The following is an 18,833-nucleotide window of genomic DNA, read 5'->3' on the forward strand; positions in this document are numbered from 1 at the left end:
AGATGGGAAAAAAGTATCTTTTGGGAATTGATAATGGGGGGACATACAGTAAAGCAGCTTTGTTTGATCTTCATGGAAACCAGGTGGAGAAAAGATCGATTCAGATACCGGTTTACGCCCCGAAAGAAGGATATACCCAGAGGAAATTGGAAGAGATTCGGGATGCAAACTTTCAAATTGTCAGAGAGCTTGTGAAAACATGTGATGGGGAAATTCTTGGTGTCGGCATTGCGGGACATGGGAAAGGGCTCTATCTTCTTGACAGAAAGCGGGATTTTTTGTACTTCGGTATCGGATCGACAGATAAAAGGGCGCTGGAATACGAATTAAAATGGAAAGAAGATGGGACAGCCAGAAAAGTATTTCAAAAGACGGCCCAGCAGGTCATGGCTTGTCAACCTGTTGCGCTTTTAAGATGGCTGAAGGAGTATGAACGTATCGTTTATGAGAAAATAGGGTATATTCTTTCCATAAAAGACTTTGTCCGTTTCTGTCTGACGGGAGAGGTATATGCGGAGTATACAGATATTTCCGGAACCAATTTGCTGAATCTCAGGACAAGGAAGTATGACAGGGAGCTGTTACAGGAATTTGGGATACAGGAGATGTATGAATGTCTGCCGGAAATTAGAAAGGCTTCTGATATTTGCGGAAGAATATCCAGGGAAACGGCGAAGTGGACCGGACTTTCGGAAGGGACCCCGGTTGTGGGTGGAATGTTTGATATTGACGCCTGTGCACTTGCCATGGGGAATATCAGGCCGCTTGATATGTGTGTGATTGCAGGAACATGGGGGATTAATGAATATGTTTCTGAAAAATTAATTGATGATGGATCCGTTGCAATGAATTCTATCTTCTGTGAACCGCAATATTGTCTGGTTGAAGAAAGCAGCGCCGCTTCGGCTGGAAACCTGGAATGGTTCTTAAAGTTGGTAAACGAAAGGGACTACGACAAAATTAATGAGATGGTGGAGCATGTTCCTGTAGAAGCGGATCATCTGTATTATATGCCGTTTTTATATGCGTCAAATGAAAATCCACTGGCAAAGGGAATGATGATCGGTTTGGATGGTTTTCATACTGCACAAAATATTTGCAGGGCAGTCTATGAAGGAGTAGCATTTGCACATTATACTCATATTTGTGCTTTGCTAAAGGGCAGAAAGAGACCTGACGTGATCCGTCTGGCAGGCGGCGTAGCAAACTCAAAAGTATGGTCTCAAATGTTTGCGGATGTATTTGGAATCCCGCTTCGTCTGATTCAGGATGTGGAATTGGGTGCAAAGGGGGCGGCTATGGCAGCAGGAATTGGGGCCGGTTTGTTTGCGGATTACGGTTCAGCGGTGGATGCGTGCGTACGGGAAGGGATTACAATCTATCCAGATATCGAAAAAACAAAGATTTATCGAGCCAAGTATGAAAATTATAGGCGGATCATAGAAGCGATGGATAGAGTCTGGGCAACACTTTAGACATGGCCAAAGTAATTTTAAGCATGTTTTCTTTCGCTTTTTAGATATAATATAATCGGACAAAGGGCTGTCGGTTCTTTCCCGGCGAGCCCTTATTTGTAATGGGCGTGAGATAAAGTCCGGGCTTGTCAGAGGTATTGGCAGCCGTTAGCAATCCTGTGATGTGTCTTTTCGCAATTTTGATGAATCGTTACAGGGATTACAAAAAAATAAAAAAAGTACTTGCTTTAGGGAAAAGAATGTGGTAATATAAATATCGGTCGTCACACTGACAAATGAAAAATAGGGCTCCGTGGTCAAGCGGTTAAGACATCGCCCTTTCACGGCGGTAACACGGGTTCGATTCCCGTCGGAGTCATTTATAAAAAAGCTTGCATTTTTTGTAAAATGTGATAATATAATATAATGTATGGCGCAGTAGCCAAGTGGTAAGGCATAGGTCTGCAACACCTCGATTCACCGGTTCAAATCCGGTCTGCGCCTCTCAAAAGAGCTTGTATTTACAAGCTCTTTTTTATATATGAATTTAACGTGTTGAGCATGGGGGATGTTTTGATGATCCGAAAAAGCAAGAGCGATTATCTGAATCACACAGGTGAACTTTGACAATAATATAAGACTTGACTTAAAATTTTTATTCAGTTACTCTTGAATAAGAGTTACCGGTAGCTCTTTATCTCATTTATTTTATAAGGAGCGTGTAAAAATGTACCATGCACATTTTAGGGGAACACACTATGAAGCAGGTTTTCGGTGGGGTTCTTTACTGCTAAAACATCAAAATATAATTTTGGAAAATATTCCGTTTGAAATTACGCAGGAACGGATTGACTACGCGTTATCCTGTCTTCCCGTCTATAAGCAATATTACTGTGAAATTACAGAAGAAATCCAGGGGCTTGCAGATGGACAACATTGCGATGTCCATATTTTACAGGCAGTCTTGTTTAGTATGTACTCCATTCCGCCAGCGTGTAACTGTTCCTGTTTTGGATTCACTACAGGGCAGGAAATCCTGCTGGGACGGAACAGTGATTTTCTGACAGAAATGGAAAAACTAAATATGAATGTGATTTATAGGCTGACCGATGGAGCATATTCTTTTACGGGAAATACAACCGCCTTTGTAGAGGTTGAAGATGGAGTCAACGAACATGGTTTGGCTGTTGGTTTGACATCTGTTTATCCGCGCCAACGCAAGCTAGGATTTAATGCGGGATTGATTCTTAGATACCTGTTAGAAAAATGTCAAAATGTATCGGAGGCGATTTCCTGTTTGTACCAGTTACCGATCGCTTCTGCGCAGACACTGATTTTAGCAGATACATCCGGATCAGTAGCACTTGTTGAATGTAATTCGGAGCGTATACAAACTACAATGTCTTTAAGTAATCATCATTCTTTTGTTTGTGCTACAAATAAGTTCCATCTTACAGAGATGATAGGTTATAACAGTTCTGATATTGACGACTGGCTTGCAGAAACGCGGTTCCAAACTATGTTTTCAGCTTGTCGGGGGAATGAGGACTTTAGTCGGGCATTTGCGAAAAAGCTGTTATCCGGCGATTATGGTTTTCTCTGTCAATATGATAGGGGCACCGGAAAGGATACGGTATGGTCCGTGATTTATGATCTGAAGCGGCATAAGATTTATCGGTGTGAGGGCAATCCAAAGCGGCGACAGTTTAAGGAAGATAACCGTTTTCATTTTTAATGTTCATTCTGGGCATAACAGTAAAGATAAGTATCTGTCACCCATCGGTGATTACAGCAGGAAATCAGAAAAATGGTTTCCTGCTATTTCTTTGCTCTAACGCTGGAAAAGGAGAGAACCTATATTCCCCCATTGGTAACTACCAGATACCATTTTATAGACTTGCCGTCTGGAAACTTTACAGAAGCCATCTTATATTTATCTTCAGACTGTACTCTTTTACAATGATAGTAATAGGCGTTCATTTTTTTGGTAGTCGTTCTCTATGCGAAGCCGTAGATTTTTTCTTTACGGCGCTTGTTTTCTACTTTTAACTTCGCCGGTTGCAAGCGTAGTAATTTATTAATATACTTGCCACCCTTTTTTTGTGTTTTCTTCAAAGCGAGACCGTGAACCGGTCTTATTTTTATGCATAAAATGACAGTGAACGACAAGGAGAGAAGGTAATAAACGATGTTATAAGCAGACAGCAACATGATGAGTTTGACTGCAGGATGCAGGACGGACGTAAGAGAACCATCCACAGACTGAAAGAGGAACGTGACGGAGAAATGTGGCGTAAGGTTAACGGTTATGTGATTACGGCAGTGATCAGAATCGTGACGGGCTATGTATTGAAACTGATTGGAATGTAAAAGGAGGAATGACTTATGGTAGAAGCGATGCAGTTGGATATTTTTAAAATGGTGATGGAGAATCTCAATCTCCTGATTTTTGTGGCAGGGGTCATCTGTTTCCTAACTGTGGTGATTACCCAGGTGACAAAAGGACTGCCGGGACTGCGCAGCATCCCGACCGATTTACAGGTTCTGGTGCTGTCTGTGGCGTTTACCCTGGTGGCGTACTTTGCCTATGTGGATATGACGGGCTTCCCGGTGACATGGTACTTTGTCATTGCCATGATCGTGATCGGATTTGTCCTGGCACTGGTAGCGACCAAGGGCTGGACCTATGTGGCAGATCTATTCTGGAGATTCCAGCACAAGGGGGATGATGCAGATGCGGACGAAGAAGAATAACTTACTGAAACGAGGAAGGGCGGTTGCGTTGGCGGCCGTCCTTTTCTGTACCCTGATTTTTGGGACAATGGCCTTAGCGCCGCCGATTCGGGCGGAGGCGGCATCCATCAATGGATTACCAATCAACCAGAAGCTTCAGACCTTCAATGCGTCCAGCCGGTACGGGAACGGGATCAAGTACATCGTAGTGCATTATACCGGGGCTCCGGGAAGTGCCGCAAACAATGCGACCTATTTTTCAACTGGATACCGTGGGGCGTCCGCCCACTATTTTGTCGGGTATTCCGGAGAGGTCTGGCAGAGTGTGTCTGACAGTCTGGCGGCCTGGTCGGTAGGCGGCAACAAATACCCAGGCACAAAGGGCGGAAGTGTCTATGGGAAATGCACCAACTACAACAGCATCAATATTGAGATGTGTGTAAGGACGTCCGGGAGCCGGAGTGATACGTCCAAGGACTGGTACTTTGAAAACGCCACGATCAACAGCACAGTGAAGTTGGTGCAGGAGCTGATGAAGAAGTACAATGTTCCCCTGTCCCGTGTGGTCCGGCACTATGATGTGGTCGGGAAATACTGTCCGAATCCGTTTGTACTGAACGACGACCCGGTAACATGGAGCTCTTTCAAGAGCATGGTAGCCGGGGACAAAGATCTGCCGCCGGATACGGGAAGTTCCAGTACATCCACAAAACCGTCCAAACCGTCCACTGGAGGATCTGTGTCCGCATCCGGAATCAATGTTCGGTATCAGGCATATGTGAATGGGCAATGGTTGCCGTGGGTGACAAACTATAATAATGTCAGTTCAGACGGCTACGCCGGGATTCCGTGCAGGGCGGTCACCGGACTGAAAGCGTATACAGTTGGCTCCCAGTCCGCAGTTGGAAATTTACAGTACCGGGTACACCTGAGAGGAGGCCGGTGGCTGCCGTGGGTGACGGACGCATCCGGAAAGGCTCCGAATGATTACGCCGGGATCTACGGACACGTCATCGACGGAATCCAGGTAAAGCTTGTCAATAAACCGGGATATCATGCGGAGGTACGAGTACAGCTCACCGACCGGACCGGATGGCTTTCCTGGTCCAGCCAGTACAGCACGGGCGCGGATGCCTACGCCGGGATCTATGGGATCGGGATTGACCGGGTACAGATACGAGTGGTGAAGAACTAAAGAAATCTCTCCGGGGTGTAGACTCCGGAGGGAAAATATTGTATCATCTGTGTATTGGATAGGTTCAATTTTTGTGTTAAATGGCCGACTTTTTGTAGTAACTCAAAATCAAGAAATAGTACATTTACAACGGAAATCTGATCGGAGCTTCTCAAAAATCCATCTTTACGAGCTTTTGTTTTGCCGGCAATAAGACAAAGTAGGAATCATAGAATACAAGTCTGATTTTAATTCAAGGGGGGGTTGACAAATGATGGAAATTCGTAAGAAGAGCCGCGCCCGGGTCTGTCATCAGCCTACGCAGAGCCCATGTAAAAATCCTTCTCCGTAACTGCGTGACAGAGATGAATGGATATGTGAAACTTGTACAGGATTTATTTCCCCAAGCAAAGCCAACAAGGCGTATTATCGCATAATTCTTGAAACTTTGTGGCCGGTCGGACACGGGATACCTGGTCCTCTTGTTTCTGAAAAAGAAATAAGGAAAGCGATTGATGCATACAGAGGCAGCCCATACCGGGATCCCTTCCGACGGATGAGAGAGCTGCAAGGAGAAGAGGGGCTGCTCGGAATTGTGAAGAGTGGAAATAAGTATCAGCTAATCAGCCTTGAAATATCAGAAAAGCGGCATCCGAGGGGACATCTGAATGACTTGGAATGGGAAAGAATACGAAGACGGTATGGAGGGGTTTGTGCGGTATGCGGAAGAACTCCGGAGACAACTGGATTTCAGCAGGATCACAAGATTCCGAGGCTGAAGCGATGAAACGATAAACTGGCAGCCTCTTTGTGATGAGTGCAACAATTTCAAAAGTACTGCCTGTCGAAACTGCAGGCAGGATTGCAGGGCTTGCTGCTGGGCATTTCCGGAGAAATATAAGCCGATTATTATGGATGCTCCGACGATTCAAAGAATTAGAGATTATGCTGAAAAAAGAGGAGATAGCCCTGAGGAGCTGCTTCGGCGATTGGTTCACGAACATCTATCAGAGGAAACAGATAAAAATCAAGTATAAATATTGTATAGTAGAAGGACAGTTTTCTGATGGTAATCTTGAAAATGTCCTTCTTTTTTGATGGCAGTAAACGGATTGAAAATGAACTGAAAGAATAAAATAGCTATTTAAAATGCACAAAACGGAGAGACGAAAATTGTATATTTATCTGAATTTATACATTGCTTTCTAAAAAAAATTGACAAAAATATACGGGGGGGGGGGTAAAATGTTTCTATCAGAAAATTTATTTATGAAAAAGTAAGGGAGTAGAAAGAAGAGCGAAAGACATGGTGCTGAAACATTATATAAAAAAGGAAAAAGTGAGGGTATTTGTCACTGCCCTTTGTCTTGGAGTGATCTATCTGGCGACACATCTGTGCGCCAGTATTCTTTTAAACATTTCTAATATTCTGTTCGTGATGTCCGCAGTGTATATCGTGGTCGGAGGGACGAGATATATCCGTAATGTTGGATTATTCAAAACATTTTCATACCTTGCATATAAAAGGCGGCGTCACAAATTGAAGGGGAACGAAGAACTTCGCCCTATGAGTCTGGCGGATTATACCGTCAACGTCGTTATGGATGAGAGAAGACAGAAACCGGTTGCGTTTCCGCTTTGTGCCGGTTGTACCTGTGCATTCTTATCGGCAATTTTAAATTACGTTCATTTCCGGATGTGGCCTTAACCATGAAAGGAAAGAAATATATGAAAAAAGGAGGGCAGGAGGGTTTCAACTGAATATTAGAAAAGCATTTTAAAAGAACGGGAGGAGATGACTCAGATGAAAAAAACTCGTATTTTGACAGCATTAATATTGTCAGCGACGATGGGATTGACAGCCTGTGGTGGCGGGGATTCTTCCAAAGAGACGTCAAATAAGGAAAAGTCTTCGGACGGGGAGAAAGTATTGAAAACATATTTTTCTGATACTCCGCAGACTTTGAATCCGCATACAACGGCAGACAATTATGAACTTTTGCTCGATATGAGTGCAACCTTGTACAGAGAGGTGTGGGACGAAGAAACAGGAGCCAAGACGTATGTGGCATCTTTGGCGGACGGGGATCCGGTCTGCAATGATGATGAGCATAAAGTCTGGACGATCAAAGTAAAAGACGGATACACCTTTGCGGACGGAACCGAGATCAATGCTGAGACGGTAGAATACAGTATTAAGATGTTGAATGATCCGAAGCTTGCGAATCGAAATGTTAACGCGACCAATTTTGAAAACGGAGATGCATACCTGAAAGGGGAGTGTGACTGGGAAGAAGTGGGATTTCAGGCAGTGGATGAGAACACATTGGAAGTAACATATGCAAAGAATTATGAGCCGGAAAGTGAAAAGGACGTAAAAGATCTGTTCTGCTTCGTAGGGACGGCGCTTGTAAAACCAGAACTTTATGAATCCTGTCTGAATGAGAATAAGACAGAATGTTCCTACGGCTCCAGCCTGGAAACATTTATGGCGTCAGCGCTGTATGAGCCAACTTCTCTGATTCAGGGGCAGTATCTGGAACTGACCAGAAGAACAGATGGAAAGGCGCCTCTGGAGGATGTCTTTACACCAGATAAAGTGGAATATCAGGCGATTACAGACGCGAACACAATCGTACAGATGTTTGAAAAAGGTGAGCTTGACGCGGTTGTCGCAAACCAGCCGGCATACGATGAATACGATGGTGCACGTTATGTTTATACCATCGATAATTACGGAATTTACCTGAATTCTGAGACGCCAACCTGTACGGCGCTAAAGGATGTGAATCTGCGCTATGCGCTTTATTGGGGACTTGACAGAGAGACAGTTGTAAAAGCAGTATATCCGACCGCGCTTCCAAGTGCCTATATGTATGTACCGTTCTCTACCATGCCGGACCCGGCGGACAAAGACAACAAGACGGTCGTATACCATGATACTAAGGAAGCAAAAGCAATTCGTATGGATGGACATGAAGTGACACAGGAAGGATATGATCCGGATCTGGCAAAAGAATACTTTGACAAGGCATATCAGGCGAACGGAAATCAGAAAATTACGATTCAGGCGATCTACGCGGACAGCAGTGACGTCACAAAGACCTGGGCGGAGGCCATTCAGTCTGCTTACCAGGATCTTTTTGGAGAGGACAAGATTGCAATCGAGCTTCAGGCAACGCCATCAGCAATTATTTATGAAGAAATTGCGAGAGATAAGATGAACTACGATATGTGCTTGAGCTGTGGATGGGGAAATACTTATGACGCGCCTTGGAACAATACCAACTGGGTATACAGCGGGCCATACGTTTACAATACTCAGTACTGTGTGATTGCGGATGACAATCTGGCCGCACAGTGGGATGACCTTTTCTATAAATGTGCGATGTATGACTACAGATGGGATGCGCAGAAGAAACTGGAAGCAACAGCGAAGATGGAAGAGATTCTTTATAACGACTGTAGTTTCATTCCGGCTTACTCCGGAGGCAGCCGCTATTTCTTCAGCGAGAAGATTACTCCTCTGATGGATGAGGGAGATCCAGAACTGAAATTCTGTCTGATGCAGGCAAAATTCAACTAATATATCACACAAATGCCGCCAAAGGGCCATGCTTTTGGCGGCATACTTTAGAAAGAGGGATACCAGATGGTTAAATACGTTATACAGAGACTTATAGCGGCGTTCTTCACGTTCGTTGTGATTCTGATTGTAGTTTTCTTTGTACTTCACTCTATGCCGGGTGATATCATTGACTTTTCTCCGAAACTGGATCCGGCGATCCGGGAGATGATCATGGATAAATATCATCTGAACGATTCGCTGATCGAGCAGTTTCAATATACAATGGCCGATTACCTGCATTTTGATTTTGGGTACTCATTGAAAGTAAGACCGGGCGTGCCAGTATTCCAGTGCGTTCTGGAGAGACTTCCGGTTACAATTCAGCTTAACTATTTTGCGGCCTTTTTTATTTTGCCGTTTGGACTGTTCTTTGGAATTACAATGGCAATCAAAAAAGATACGATCTACGATCATATCGCGGGAAGTTTTGTCATTCTGCTGATCTCAGTTCCATCCTTTGTACTTGCGGCTCTGATGCAGTACTTCTTAGGCTATAAGCTTGGATGGTTTCCGCTTGTGCTGGAGACAGAAGAGTCATTGAGCTGGTCGAAATTCTACTCTATGATTCTGCCGATTATGGCACTAGGCTTCGGTGGAATCGCAAGTATTGCCAGAACACTAAGAGCAGAACTTGCGGAAGTGCTGACAATGGACTTTATGCTCCTGGCACGGGCAAAGGGACTGAATTATCGTCAGACGATTTTACGCCATGCACTGCGTAATTCCTGTGTCCCACTTGCCAGTACTTTCCTGTATCTGTTTCTGGGAGTGCTTTCCAGTTCTCTTGTGATCGAACAGATCTTTGGAGTTCCGGGGCTTAGTAAAACACTGCTGCAATCCATCAATGGGAAAGATCATTGGCTGACGATGGGAATTGTAATCTTTTATGTGCTGATTGGTCTTCTAATGGCCATACTTGCGGATCTGTCCTATGGAGTTGTGGATCCTCGTATCCGGATGGGAGGGAAAAAAGATGACTGATAGAAAGATATGTATGGAAGATGGTACACCTCTGAGCGAGGAGCTGATCCACATCGAAAAACCGGAATTTGAACTGGTTCAGAGAGAGCAGGAGATCAGGGATGTGGAATTTAAGACGGAGGCTGTCTCCTACGGAAAAGACGTGTTCCGCAGATTTTTAAGAAGCAAGACGACTGTCGTAGCGGCATGTATTACCTTGTTTATTATTTTGATGGGAATTGTGGGACCGTATATCAGTCCGTACAATTATTTGGAACAAAACGTGGAATTAAAAAATATGCCGCCCCGCATCCAGGGACTGGAGAAACTTGGTATTTTTGACGGCAGTGAAGTGATTGAAGTAAAGAAAGACAATCTTTCTGAGTATGAGGACTGTATCATCAAGAATCTTGGTACGGTGACGGACAAATCCGCATTCGGAACTGTGGAGATGGAACGGATCAAAATCAACATGTACAAATACAAAGGGGCGGATGACGTCTACTATTGGTTCGGATCAGACAATCTTGGCCGGGATCTGTTCTCGAGACTGTGGCAAGGTACAAGAGTATCTCTCATTCTTGCCTTTGCCGTTGTAGCAATCAATCTGACAGTTGGGCTGATTGTAGGTGCTATCTGCGGATACTACGGGGGATGGGTGGATCTGATTATCCAGCGGCTCATGGATGTTATCTGGAATATTCCATCCCTGCCGCTTACGATTCTTCTGATTATGCTGTTTGGTTCTGGGATTCTGCCGTTGATGCTTGTGTTCTGTCTGACAGGATGGATGGGAATGGCAAATGGAGTGCGAATGCAGTTTTACCGGTATAAAAATAAGGAGTATGTCCTTGCGGCAAGGACGATGGGAGCAAGTGATGTGCGGATCATGCTCCGCCATGTACTTCCGAATGCGGTAGGAACCATTATTACACAGTGTGCGTTGTCCGTACCAAGTGTTGTATTCCAGGAAGCAGGACTTTCTTACCTGGGACTTGGTGTGCAGGCGCCGAATCCATCCATCGGTATGCTGTTGTCAGATGGACAGAAAGCACTTCTGGACTATCCGTTTATGATTGTGTCGCCTGGTATTGTTATTGTATTTTTGATGCTGGCATTCAATCTCCTTGGGAACGGCCTTCGGGATGCTTTCAATCCAACGCTCAGGCAATAATGAAGGATGAGATCAGATCAGAAAGGACAGGAAATGAGCTATGAATGAGGAGAAAGAAAAAGTACTGGAAGTCAAAGATCTGACAGTTTCCTTTCAGACCTATGCGGGGAAAGTGCAGGCTGTCAGAAAAAGCAGCTTTGATCTGTATAAAAAAGAGACGCTGGCGATTGTAGGAGAGTCCGGTTCGGGGAAATCAGTTACCGTAAAAACACTGATGGGACTCCTGGGAAGGACGGCTGTCATTGAGAATGGTACCGTTATGTATAAAGGGAGAAACCTGACAAAGTTTACGGAAAAAGACTGGGAAAAAATCAGGGGAAGAGATATTGCGATGATTTTCCAGGATCCGCTGTCCTCCTTAAACCCGATTAAGAAAATCGGGAAGCAGATTTCAGAAATTTTCACGGTGCTTCATAAGATGCCGAAGGCGGAAGCCAAGGAGCAGACTTTGGAGCTGATGAAAGCAGTCGGAATTCCGGAACCGGAAAAGAGGTACAATCAGTATCCGTTTCATTTTTCAGGAGGAATGCGCCAGCGTATTGTAATTGCGATTGCGCTTGCATCTAATCCGGATATCCTGATCTGCGACGAACCGACTACGGCTCTGGACGTGACGATCCAGGCACAGGTGCTGGCGTTGATCGGACATCTGAAAGAAAAGAAAGATGTATCTACGATCTTTATTACGCATGACCTTGGAGTCGTGGCTCATGTAGCGGACCGTATCGCTGTGATGTATGCAGGTAAAATTGTAGAATATGGTACTGCGGAAGACATCTTCTATGATCCGCTTCATCCTTATACATGGAGCCTCCTGGCGTCCATGCCGGATACCAACTTAAAAGCCGGAGAAGAGTTGAGCGCCCTTCACGGAACTCCGCCGAACATGTTATTTCCGCCGAAAGGCGATGCCTTTGCGGAGAGAAATCCGTGGGCTGTCGCCATCGATTTTGAGAAAGAGCCTCCAATGTTCAAGGTAAGCGACACGCATTATGCGGCTACATGGTTGCTTCATCCAAACGCACCGAAGGTAAACCGTCCGGAGGTGCTGGAGAGAAGAATCGCAAACAGCATCAAGCGGAGGGAGGGAAAAGTAAATGGCTGATAAGGAGATCGTATTGGATGTGCGTCATCTACAGCAGTATTTTTCCAATGGAATTGGAAAGAACAAGGTTGTGGTAAAAGCGGTAGATGATGTCAGTTTCCAGATTCCGAAAGGAGAGACATTCGGACTTGTAGGAGAGTCCGGATGTGGTAAGACGACAACAGGAAGGACGATTATCCGGCTGTATAAACCGACCGGAGGTGAAGTCTATTATAAAGGCAAGCTGATTTCCGGTAAACTAAGCCATGAGGAGAAAATCGCCGTTCATCAGGGAATCCAGATGATTTTCCAGGATCCGATCTCCTCCTTGAACCCACGTATGACAATTCAGGAGATTATCGGAGAAGGACTGCTGATTAATAAACTTGTAAAAAATGATACCGAATTGAGAAAACGTTGCGAAGAGATGATTGAGCTGGTCGGGCTGACAAAAGACCATCTGAGTCGGTATCCGCATGAGTTCTCAGGAGGACAAAGACAGAGAATTGGTATTGCAAGAGTGCTGGCCTCCAATCCGGGACTGATCATTGCGGATGAACCGGTATCCGCTCTGGACGTATCGATCCAGGCGCAAGTGCTGAATCTTCTGAACAAACTGAAACGGGAGCTGGGGCTTACGATTCTGTTCATCGCCCACGACCTTTCCGTCGTAAAATATTTCTCGGACTATATCGGCGTGATGAACAAGGGTCGGCTCGTAGAGCAGGGAACTCCGGAGGAGATTTACAGTCATCCGATTCATCCGTATACGAAAGCCCTTCTGTCGGCGATTCCGGTTCCGGACCCGGCCTACGAAAAGTGGAGAGGGTATGTGACCTATGATCCGTCGGTACACGATTACAGTGTGGAAAAGCCGTCCATGCATCATGTAGAGGGAAGACATTATGTTTACTTGTCTGACTCGGAAATGGTAAAATATATAAAATAAAATGTGATTGTCAAGGAGGGCAAGAGGATGAAATCAGAATATGTACGTAAGTACCGGGAGATGGACAGAGATTGTGCGCTGCTTTCCCGGTATCAGACCCAGGAGGGCGAGGAACGTCAGGGTCTTTTTATTCCTGACGATGAAAGGATGTCCAGGCTTTGGGGGCGCTGGGAGCAACTGAATGAGGGTGTGGAGAAACTGGAAGAGCCGGATGCGGTCTTTTCGCTGGTAAAGCACCATTTCCAGGATTTTCTGGAATCCTTTGCGTATACGTTGCGTGATACGCAGGAGCATCCGGAATATACATATCTTTCTCTGCACTGGGAAATTGAAAACGTATCCCGCCTGAATCGTCATCCGGATCAAGAGCGGTGTGAAGAGCTGACAAAGAGTTTAAAAGAGCGCTGCGAGAGCAGAGAAGAGTTCTTGAATCTGATCAGAAGCAGACATTCCCAAGAGGAGCTCTCCCATATCGCGGGAGAGTTTGTCCGGGAGAGCCGGATGGTAGAGGAGTACCGGGCGGATCTGAAAAAGTTTTTTCCAACATTTTCTGACGAACAGATGGAGAGTGTCAAAGGGGCCCTTGAGGAGATCCGGGTTGTGCTTTCTTCTATGGCAGGTGAGCTTACGGACGGCGTCGAAAAGCAGGAAGAGAGAAAAAACGATGATTTAAATGTGACCGTGAAGATGAAAGAAGAAGATTACCGAACATTACTTCAGAAACGGTACGGCGTCTCTCTGGATGAGTTGCTGTCCTGGTACAAAGAGGAAATGGATCGGACACGTAATGAAGTGTTTGCCATTGCCGCAAAACTGGATATTCCGGAACCTGCGCCGAAGACAATGCAGGAGGTCAATGAGATGCTGTTTCGTTATGAGGGTCCATGCGACAGTCCGCAAGAGATGCTTGAGCGTGCAAATGAATATCTGAAACGGACGAGGGCGCTGGCCCATGAGTACGTCCGACTGCCGGAGGATGAGAGCTGCCGCTGTGTGGCGGTGCCGGAGAGCTGCAAAGATTCCTATCCGTGGGGCGGCTATGAGGGAGGAGATTTTTCTATCCGGCCGATCCGTGGCCAGATGTTCTTAAACACATATAATTACAAGAATGTCACAGACGGATGGATCAAGCTCAATTCTCTTCACGAGGCATATCCCGGCCATCATGTACAGTATGTGCGGGCAGCGGTGGACGAAACGCCGGAGACAGTGAAGATCGGCGCCAAGCTTGTGCCGCTTCTGGAGGGGACCTGCCTTCGGACAGAGCGTGCGTTTGAATTCCTGTTTGGGGAAGATCCATTCTTCCCTCTGTTTGTCGCCTACCGGCGCCACCACGCATCTGTGCGGATTTGTGCGGATCTGATGCTCTTTTATTTTGGAGTATCGCTGGAAGAGGTGGTGAAGCTTTATGAGACGGAGCTTGGCTTTGAAAGGGGAACAGCCAGAGGACAGGTGCAGGCACAGCAGAATTCACCTGGATACTTTACCTGCTATTATTATGGTATGAAGAAAATCTGTGGGTGGGAGAAGGAATATGGATTTTCCAAAAAGGATTTTACGGAGCTTCTCTTCTCCGCAGGGTATATCAGTATGGAACGCTTTGGCGAACTTGTAAGGCTTACGCCGGAAGAAAGAGAGCGTTATTTCCATGAGTTTTCCAGTCTCCTGGAAGAAAAGCAGGGGTAGAAGAAAGGATGGGGAAGATGAAACGGTTTGTAGACATGGAATATCAAAGACCGGATTTTGAGGCGGAGAAGGCCGCCCGCAGACAGTATGTGGAGCAGATTGAACAGGCGAAAAGTAAGGAAGAGCTGGTGGATGTCATCGTAAAGGAAGACGAGCGTAGTCGGATGATGTGGACGATGTACGATCTGGCCTATATTCGGAACACGATTGATACGACAGATCCGTTTTATGAGCAGGAGATGTCCAACTTTTACAAAGAGATCGGGGAACTGTCTCTTCTGGGACAGCAGGCAGAGGAAGCGGTTCTCCGCTCCCCGTATAAAAGCGGTATCGAGGAGAAATTTGGCCCGCTGCCTCTTCGGGACATGGAGACAGGATTAAAACTGATGTCACCGAACGTGGTGGAAGATTTGACGGAGGAATCCAGACTGTGCCAGGAATATAACCGGCTCGTATCTTCCTGTACCGCTGAATTTCATGGTGAGACCTGCACCTTCTCCACACTGTCCAAATACATGCAGAACGTAGACCGCAGCGTACGAAAAGAATCATTCCAGGTGTGGGCGTCCATGTATGAAGGTATTGGGGATCGTCTGGATGACATTTATGAGAGGATGGTCGCAGTACGTAGCCGTATTGCGGAAAAACTGGGATTTGACAGCTATATTTCCTATATTTATACACGCTTCGGGCGCTATGATTACGGTCCGGAGGACGTCAAAAAGTTCCGGGGCTATGTGAAAGATCAGATTGTTCCGGTCTGCGAACGGCTCTTTAAGGAACAGGCTGAGAGTCTGGGGCTTTCGGCCGTGACATTCTACGATGAACAGTTAAAGCATCCGGACGGAAATGCGGCTCCGACAGGGACAAAAGGGGAAATGCTAAAGAGCGCCAAGGAAATGTACCATGAACTTTCCAAGGAAACGGGAGAATTTTTCGATTTTATGCTGGAACATGAAATGTTTGACCTGGACAGTAAACCGGGCAAACAGCCGGGTGGATACTGTTCTTTTCTTCCAGGAGTGAAATCGCCGTTCATTTTCGCGAACTTTAATGGGACGAGCGCAGACGTGGACGTGCTGACTCACGAAATGGGGCACGCCTTTGAGGCGTATACGGCAAGCCGGATTTATCCGCTTTCTTCTATGACATGGGCGTCCAGTGAGACAAATGAGATACACTCCATGTCCATGGAATTTCTGACCTACCCGTGGATGGAAAAATTCTTTGGGGACAAGGTCGGATTGTACCGAAAGGATCATCTGATCCAGGCATTGGAGGCTGTTCCGTTTATGGTGACGGTGGACGAATTTCAACACCGTGTTTTTGAGGAAAAACCGGATGCGGCAGGACGAAAAAAGATCTGGCATGAGCTGGAGCAAACGTATATGCCATGGAGAGATTATGACGGCAACGCGTTCTTTGAAGCCGGTGGATACTGGATGCAAAGGCAACATATTTTTATCAACCCATTTTACTATGTAGACTATGCGCTGGCACAGATGGGAGCTTTCCATTTCTACCGTATGATGGATGAAGACCCCAAGACGGCCTGGGAGGAATATTACAGGCTTTGCCGTTCGGGCGGAAGCCGCGGCTATTTTGAAACCCTGGAGTACTCAGGAATCGGAAATCCGTTCTGCGAGGAAACAATCCGGGGAATCATGGAATTTTTACAGTCAAAACTTTTCTAATAAATAAATACCTCACAAGACAAACCCTGCCATAACCCAGGTTCCGTAAGGGCCCGGTGGCGGGGTTTTGTCATTGCCGACCGTCCCTTAACTTGCGTATACTCCGGTGGCAGAGTATAATAATCTTCAGAGTAATCCGGCAAGGATACAGGAAGGAGAAAGGAAGATGCTGCATAAGATCAGTCTATATTATTTCAGTCCTACAGGAGGGACGAAAAAAGCGGGGGAGACGTTTTGCCAAGAGATGGCAGGAAAGGTAGAAGTGATTGATCTGGGGGTGCCGAAGCAGACAGTGAGAGAACCGGAGGGAGAGGTCGTCGTCTTTGCTGCTCCGGTGTTTGGAGGCAGAATTCCCAAACTGGTGACAGACAAGATCAGGAAGCTTCATGGAAACGGGAAACGGGCGGTGACTCTGGCAGTGTACGGAACCCGTGCTTATGAAGACGCGCTTCTGGAACTTAACCGGGCCGTAGAAGGGCAGGGATTTCAGGTGGCTGCGTCTGCGGCACTGATTGCCCGACACTCGATTGTGCCGGAGGTCGGAGCCGGAAGGCCTGACGAAAAAGACCAGGAAGAGATCCGGGATTTTGCAAAGAGCGTACTGGAGAAGCTGAGGACGTCCTTTCAAGGTACAGTTAAGGTTCCGGGCAATGATCCTTATAAAGAAGCAATGAATATGCCGGCTACGCCGATCTCTCTTCCAGTGTGCAATCAATGCAAAAGATGTGTTTCCATCTGTCCTGCAGAAGCAATTTCTATCTCGGACGGGATGGTGACTACCGACACGGAAGCATGTATTCTGTGTATGGCATGTACAGTGGCTTGTCCGCAAGGAGCACGGATTCTTCCACCGCCATTGCAGGAGCAGATGAACGAGAAGCTTGGGGCCTTGAAAACAGTCCGCAGGGAGAATGAATTTTATTTATAAATAGGGGGGGAGACATGTTAAAAGAACTGGTGGAAAAGAAACATTACCGATTTGTGGAGGGAGCAAAAGACTGGAGGGAAGCCATTCGCATGAGTTGCGAAGTACTGGAGTCAGACGGGACAGTTGAGGAGAACTACAAAGAGGATATTATCAAATGTGTAGAAAAGTACGGGTCGTACATTGTGCTTATGCCGGGACTTGCTATGCCACATTGCCAAGAGGGGGCGCAGGGTGTTCATAAGACGGAAATCGCATTTATGAGGCTGGAGCATCCTGTGAGTTTCGAGCCAGGTGATCCAGACAAGGATGCGGTGCTGTTCTTTACCTTTGCATCCTGCAATCCAGATCAGCACCTTGACAATATGGCAAGGTTGTCAGAGATTTTATCCAATGATGAGTTAATTGCGGAACTGAAAGAGGCAAAGGGACCGGAAGATCTGATTGCCCTGGAGGAGAAATATCTGTAGAAGTGTATCCCATAGATCAGCGAATATGGAGTGATCCGGGAAAATGAATGACAGGAGGGCAGATCAGGTGGTATAATTCGTAATAGCAAACTGACGATAGCAAACAGGAAAAGACGGAGGGATGAAAGATGCTGGAACAATTAAAACAGACTGTTTACGAGGCGAACATGGATCTCCCGAAATACGGGCTTGTCACTTTTACATGGGGAAATGTAAGCGCTATTGACCGGGAGAGCGGATATTTTGTCATCAAGCCAAGTGGTGTGGACTATGATAAGCTGAAGCCGGAAGACATGGTAGTCATGGATTTGGACGGAAATAAGATTGAGGGAAGATACAATCCTTCCTCGGATACGGCTACCCATCTGGAGCTTTATAAGGCGTTTCCGAAGATTGGAGGCGTTGTACATACGCACTCTCCGTGGGCCACGAGCTGGGCTCAGGCAGGAAGAGGAATCCCTTGTTACGGAACGACCCATGCCGACTATATGTATGGAGAGATTCCGTGTGCACGTTGTCTGCAAGGAACGGAGTTTGACGAGTATGAGAAGAACACGGGTCTCCTGATTGTAGAGACATTCCAGGGGAAAGATTATGAGGCGGTTCCGGCTGTCCTCTGCAAAAATCACGGACCGTTTACCTGGGGGAAAGACGCATGTGAGGCAGTACATAATGCGGTTGTTTTGGAGGAAGTGGCAAAGATGGCGGCACAGTGCGAGATGATTAACCCGGAGGTCCGTCCGGCTCCTCAGGAATTGCAGGACAAGCATTATCACAGAAAACATGGTGCGAATGCGTACTATGGGCAAAATGAGTAAAAGGATAGGAACAGCAGTGAAAATTGTAACTGCGATCGATTCTTTTAAGGGGAGTCTGAGTTCCCTTGAAGCTAGCAGGGCGGC

Annotated in this window: 17 protein-coding genes and 2 tRNA genes; all 19 read left to right on the forward strand. The window is 46.2% G+C overall.

Annotated features, from left to right (window positions below; genetic code table 11):
- Positions 1-2: 2 nt before the first annotated feature.
- The 19 genes from AOA56_RS12640 to AOA56_RS12735 all read left to right on the forward strand — a co-directional run bounded on the left by AOA56_RS12640 (position 3) and on the right by AOA56_RS12735 (position 18,749).
- Positions 3-1,475 (forward strand): FGGY-family carbohydrate kinase, encoded by a 1,473-nt coding sequence (locus tag AOA56_RS12640; protein ID WP_024731523.1) that lies wholly within the window; start codon positions 3-5, stop codon positions 1,473-1,475.
- Between the two features lie 286 nt (positions 1,476-1,761).
- Positions 1,762-1,833: transfer RNA gene (locus AOA56_RS12645), tRNA-Glu, on the forward strand.
- Positions 1,834-1,886: 53 nt separating this feature from the next.
- A tRNA-Cys gene (locus AOA56_RS12650) sits at positions 1,887-1,958 on the forward strand.
- A gap of 223 nt (positions 1,959-2,181) precedes the next feature.
- Entirely contained in the window at positions 2,182-3,189 is a 1,008-nt protein-coding gene (locus tag AOA56_RS12655) for a C45 family autoproteolytic acyltransferase/hydolase (protein WP_024731524.1), read from the forward strand.
- A 494-nt stretch (positions 3,190-3,683) separates the two neighbouring features.
- Complete coding sequence (locus AOA56_RS16145; RefSeq protein ID WP_167337753.1) at positions 3,684-3,824, forward strand: hypothetical protein; 141 nt, start codon at positions 3,684-3,686, stop codon at positions 3,822-3,824.
- A 15-nt stretch (positions 3,825-3,839) separates the two neighbouring features.
- Complete coding sequence (locus AOA56_RS15930; RefSeq protein WP_053769811.1) at positions 3,840-4,208, forward strand: hypothetical protein; 369 nt, start codon at positions 3,840-3,842, stop codon at positions 4,206-4,208.
- A complete protein-coding gene (locus AOA56_RS12670) occupies positions 4,189-5,382 on the forward strand; it encodes a peptidoglycan recognition protein family protein (protein WP_053769812.1) in 1,194 nt (397 codons plus the stop codon). Before AOA56_RS15930 ends, AOA56_RS12670 begins: the two co-directional genes overlap by 20 nt.
- Positions 5,383-6,174: 792 nt before the next feature.
- Complete coding sequence (locus AOA56_RS12680; RefSeq protein ID WP_051411823.1) at positions 6,175-6,459, forward strand: hypothetical protein; 285 nt, start codon at positions 6,175-6,177, stop codon at positions 6,457-6,459.
- Positions 6,460-6,667: 208 nt separating this feature from the next.
- Entirely contained in the window at positions 6,668-7,069 is a 402-nt protein-coding gene (locus AOA56_RS12685; RefSeq protein WP_024731528.1) for a DUF3899 domain-containing protein, read from the forward strand.
- Positions 7,070-7,165: 96 nt separating this feature from the next.
- Entirely contained in the window at positions 7,166-8,947 is a 1,782-nt protein-coding gene (locus AOA56_RS12690; RefSeq protein ID WP_053769813.1) for a peptide ABC transporter substrate-binding protein, read from the forward strand.
- 66 nt (positions 8,948-9,013) lie between these two features.
- Entirely contained in the window at positions 9,014-9,970 is a 957-nt protein-coding gene (locus AOA56_RS12695) for an ABC transporter permease (RefSeq protein ID WP_024731530.1), read from the forward strand.
- Complete coding sequence (locus AOA56_RS12700; protein WP_202030814.1) at positions 9,963-11,123, forward strand: ABC transporter permease; 1,161 nt, start codon at positions 9,963-9,965, stop codon at positions 11,121-11,123. Before AOA56_RS12695 ends, AOA56_RS12700 begins: the two co-directional genes overlap by 8 nt.
- Positions 11,124-11,163: 40 nt before the next feature.
- Positions 11,164-12,228 (forward strand): ABC transporter ATP-binding protein, encoded by a 1,065-nt coding sequence (locus AOA56_RS12705; RefSeq protein WP_024731531.1) that lies wholly within the window; start codon positions 11,164-11,166, stop codon positions 12,226-12,228.
- Positions 12,221-13,156, forward strand: coding sequence for an ATP-binding cassette domain-containing protein (locus tag AOA56_RS12710; RefSeq protein WP_024731532.1), 936 nt, complete (start codon positions 12,221-12,223; stop codon positions 13,154-13,156). The genes AOA56_RS12705 and AOA56_RS12710 overlap by 8 nt, the downstream gene beginning before the upstream one ends.
- A gap of 27 nt (positions 13,157-13,183) precedes the next feature.
- Positions 13,184-14,842, forward strand: a complete 1,659-nt coding sequence (locus AOA56_RS12715) for a DUF885 family protein (protein ID WP_024731533.1) — start codon at positions 13,184-13,186, stop codon at positions 14,840-14,842.
- Between the two features lie 17 nt (positions 14,843-14,859).
- Positions 14,860-16,536 (forward strand): M3 family oligoendopeptidase, encoded by a 1,677-nt coding sequence (locus AOA56_RS12720; RefSeq protein WP_053769837.1) that lies wholly within the window; start codon positions 14,860-14,862, stop codon positions 16,534-16,536.
- 166 nt (positions 16,537-16,702) lie between these two features.
- Positions 16,703-17,464, forward strand: coding sequence for an EFR1 family ferrodoxin (locus AOA56_RS12725; protein WP_082350006.1), 762 nt, complete (start codon positions 16,703-16,705; stop codon positions 17,462-17,464).
- A gap of 14 nt (positions 17,465-17,478) precedes the next feature.
- On the forward strand, positions 17,479-17,931 hold the full coding sequence (locus AOA56_RS12730) for a PTS sugar transporter subunit IIA (RefSeq protein ID WP_024731536.1): 453 nt from the start codon (positions 17,479-17,481) through the stop codon (positions 17,929-17,931).
- Positions 17,932-18,059: 128 nt separating this feature from the next.
- Positions 18,060-18,749: an L-ribulose-5-phosphate 4-epimerase gene (locus tag AOA56_RS12735; protein ID WP_053769814.1), complete on the forward strand. Its 690-nt coding sequence runs from the start codon at positions 18,060-18,062 to the stop codon at positions 18,747-18,749.
- The last annotated feature ends 84 nt before the right edge of the window (positions 18,750-18,833 follow it).

This window comes from Sellimonas intestinalis (genome assembly GCF_001280875.1).
GTDB lineage: Bacteria > Bacillota > Clostridia > Lachnospirales > Lachnospiraceae > Sellimonas > Sellimonas intestinalis.

Bases quoted from the DNA above. Each gene is read 5' to 3' on its own strand.
- AOA56_RS12640 (WP_024731523.1), top strand. From the start codon at position 3: ATGGGAAAAAAGTATCTTTTGGGAATTGATAATGGGGGGACATACAGT.
- AOA56_RS12655 (WP_024731524.1), top strand. From the start codon at position 2,182: ATGTACCATGCACATTTTAGGGGAACACACTATGAAGCAGGTTTTCGG.
- AOA56_RS16145 (WP_167337753.1), top strand. From the start codon at position 3,684: ATGCAGGACGGACGTAAGAGAACCATCCACAGACTGAAAGAGGAACGT.
- AOA56_RS15930 (WP_053769811.1), top strand. From the start codon at position 3,840: ATGGTAGAAGCGATGCAGTTGGATATTTTTAAAATGGTGATGGAGAAT.
- AOA56_RS12670 (WP_053769812.1), top strand. From the start codon at position 4,189: ATGCGGACGAAGAAGAATAACTTACTGAAACGAGGAAGGGCGGTTGCG.
- AOA56_RS12680 (WP_051411823.1), top strand. From the start codon at position 6,175: ATGAGTGCAACAATTTCAAAAGTACTGCCTGTCGAAACTGCAGGCAGG.
- AOA56_RS12685 (WP_024731528.1), top strand. From the start codon at position 6,668: ATGGTGCTGAAACATTATATAAAAAAGGAAAAAGTGAGGGTATTTGTC.
- AOA56_RS12690 (WP_053769813.1), top strand. From the start codon at position 7,166: ATGAAAAAAACTCGTATTTTGACAGCATTAATATTGTCAGCGACGATG.
- AOA56_RS12695 (WP_024731530.1), top strand. From the start codon at position 9,014: ATGGTTAAATACGTTATACAGAGACTTATAGCGGCGTTCTTCACGTTC.
- AOA56_RS12700 (WP_202030814.1), top strand. From the start codon at position 9,963: ATGACTGATAGAAAGATATGTATGGAAGATGGTACACCTCTGAGCGAG.
- AOA56_RS12705 (WP_024731531.1), top strand. From the start codon at position 11,164: ATGAATGAGGAGAAAGAAAAAGTACTGGAAGTCAAAGATCTGACAGTT.
- AOA56_RS12710 (WP_024731532.1), top strand. From the start codon at position 12,221: ATGGCTGATAAGGAGATCGTATTGGATGTGCGTCATCTACAGCAGTAT.
- AOA56_RS12715 (WP_024731533.1), top strand. From the start codon at position 13,184: ATGAAATCAGAATATGTACGTAAGTACCGGGAGATGGACAGAGATTGT.
- AOA56_RS12720 (WP_053769837.1), top strand. From the start codon at position 14,860: ATGAAACGGTTTGTAGACATGGAATATCAAAGACCGGATTTTGAGGCG.
- AOA56_RS12725 (WP_082350006.1), top strand. From the start codon at position 16,703: ATGCTGCATAAGATCAGTCTATATTATTTCAGTCCTACAGGAGGGACG.
- AOA56_RS12730 (WP_024731536.1), top strand. From the start codon at position 17,479: ATGTTAAAAGAACTGGTGGAAAAGAAACATTACCGATTTGTGGAGGGA.
- AOA56_RS12735 (WP_053769814.1), top strand. From the start codon at position 18,060: ATGCTGGAACAATTAAAACAGACTGTTTACGAGGCGAACATGGATCTC.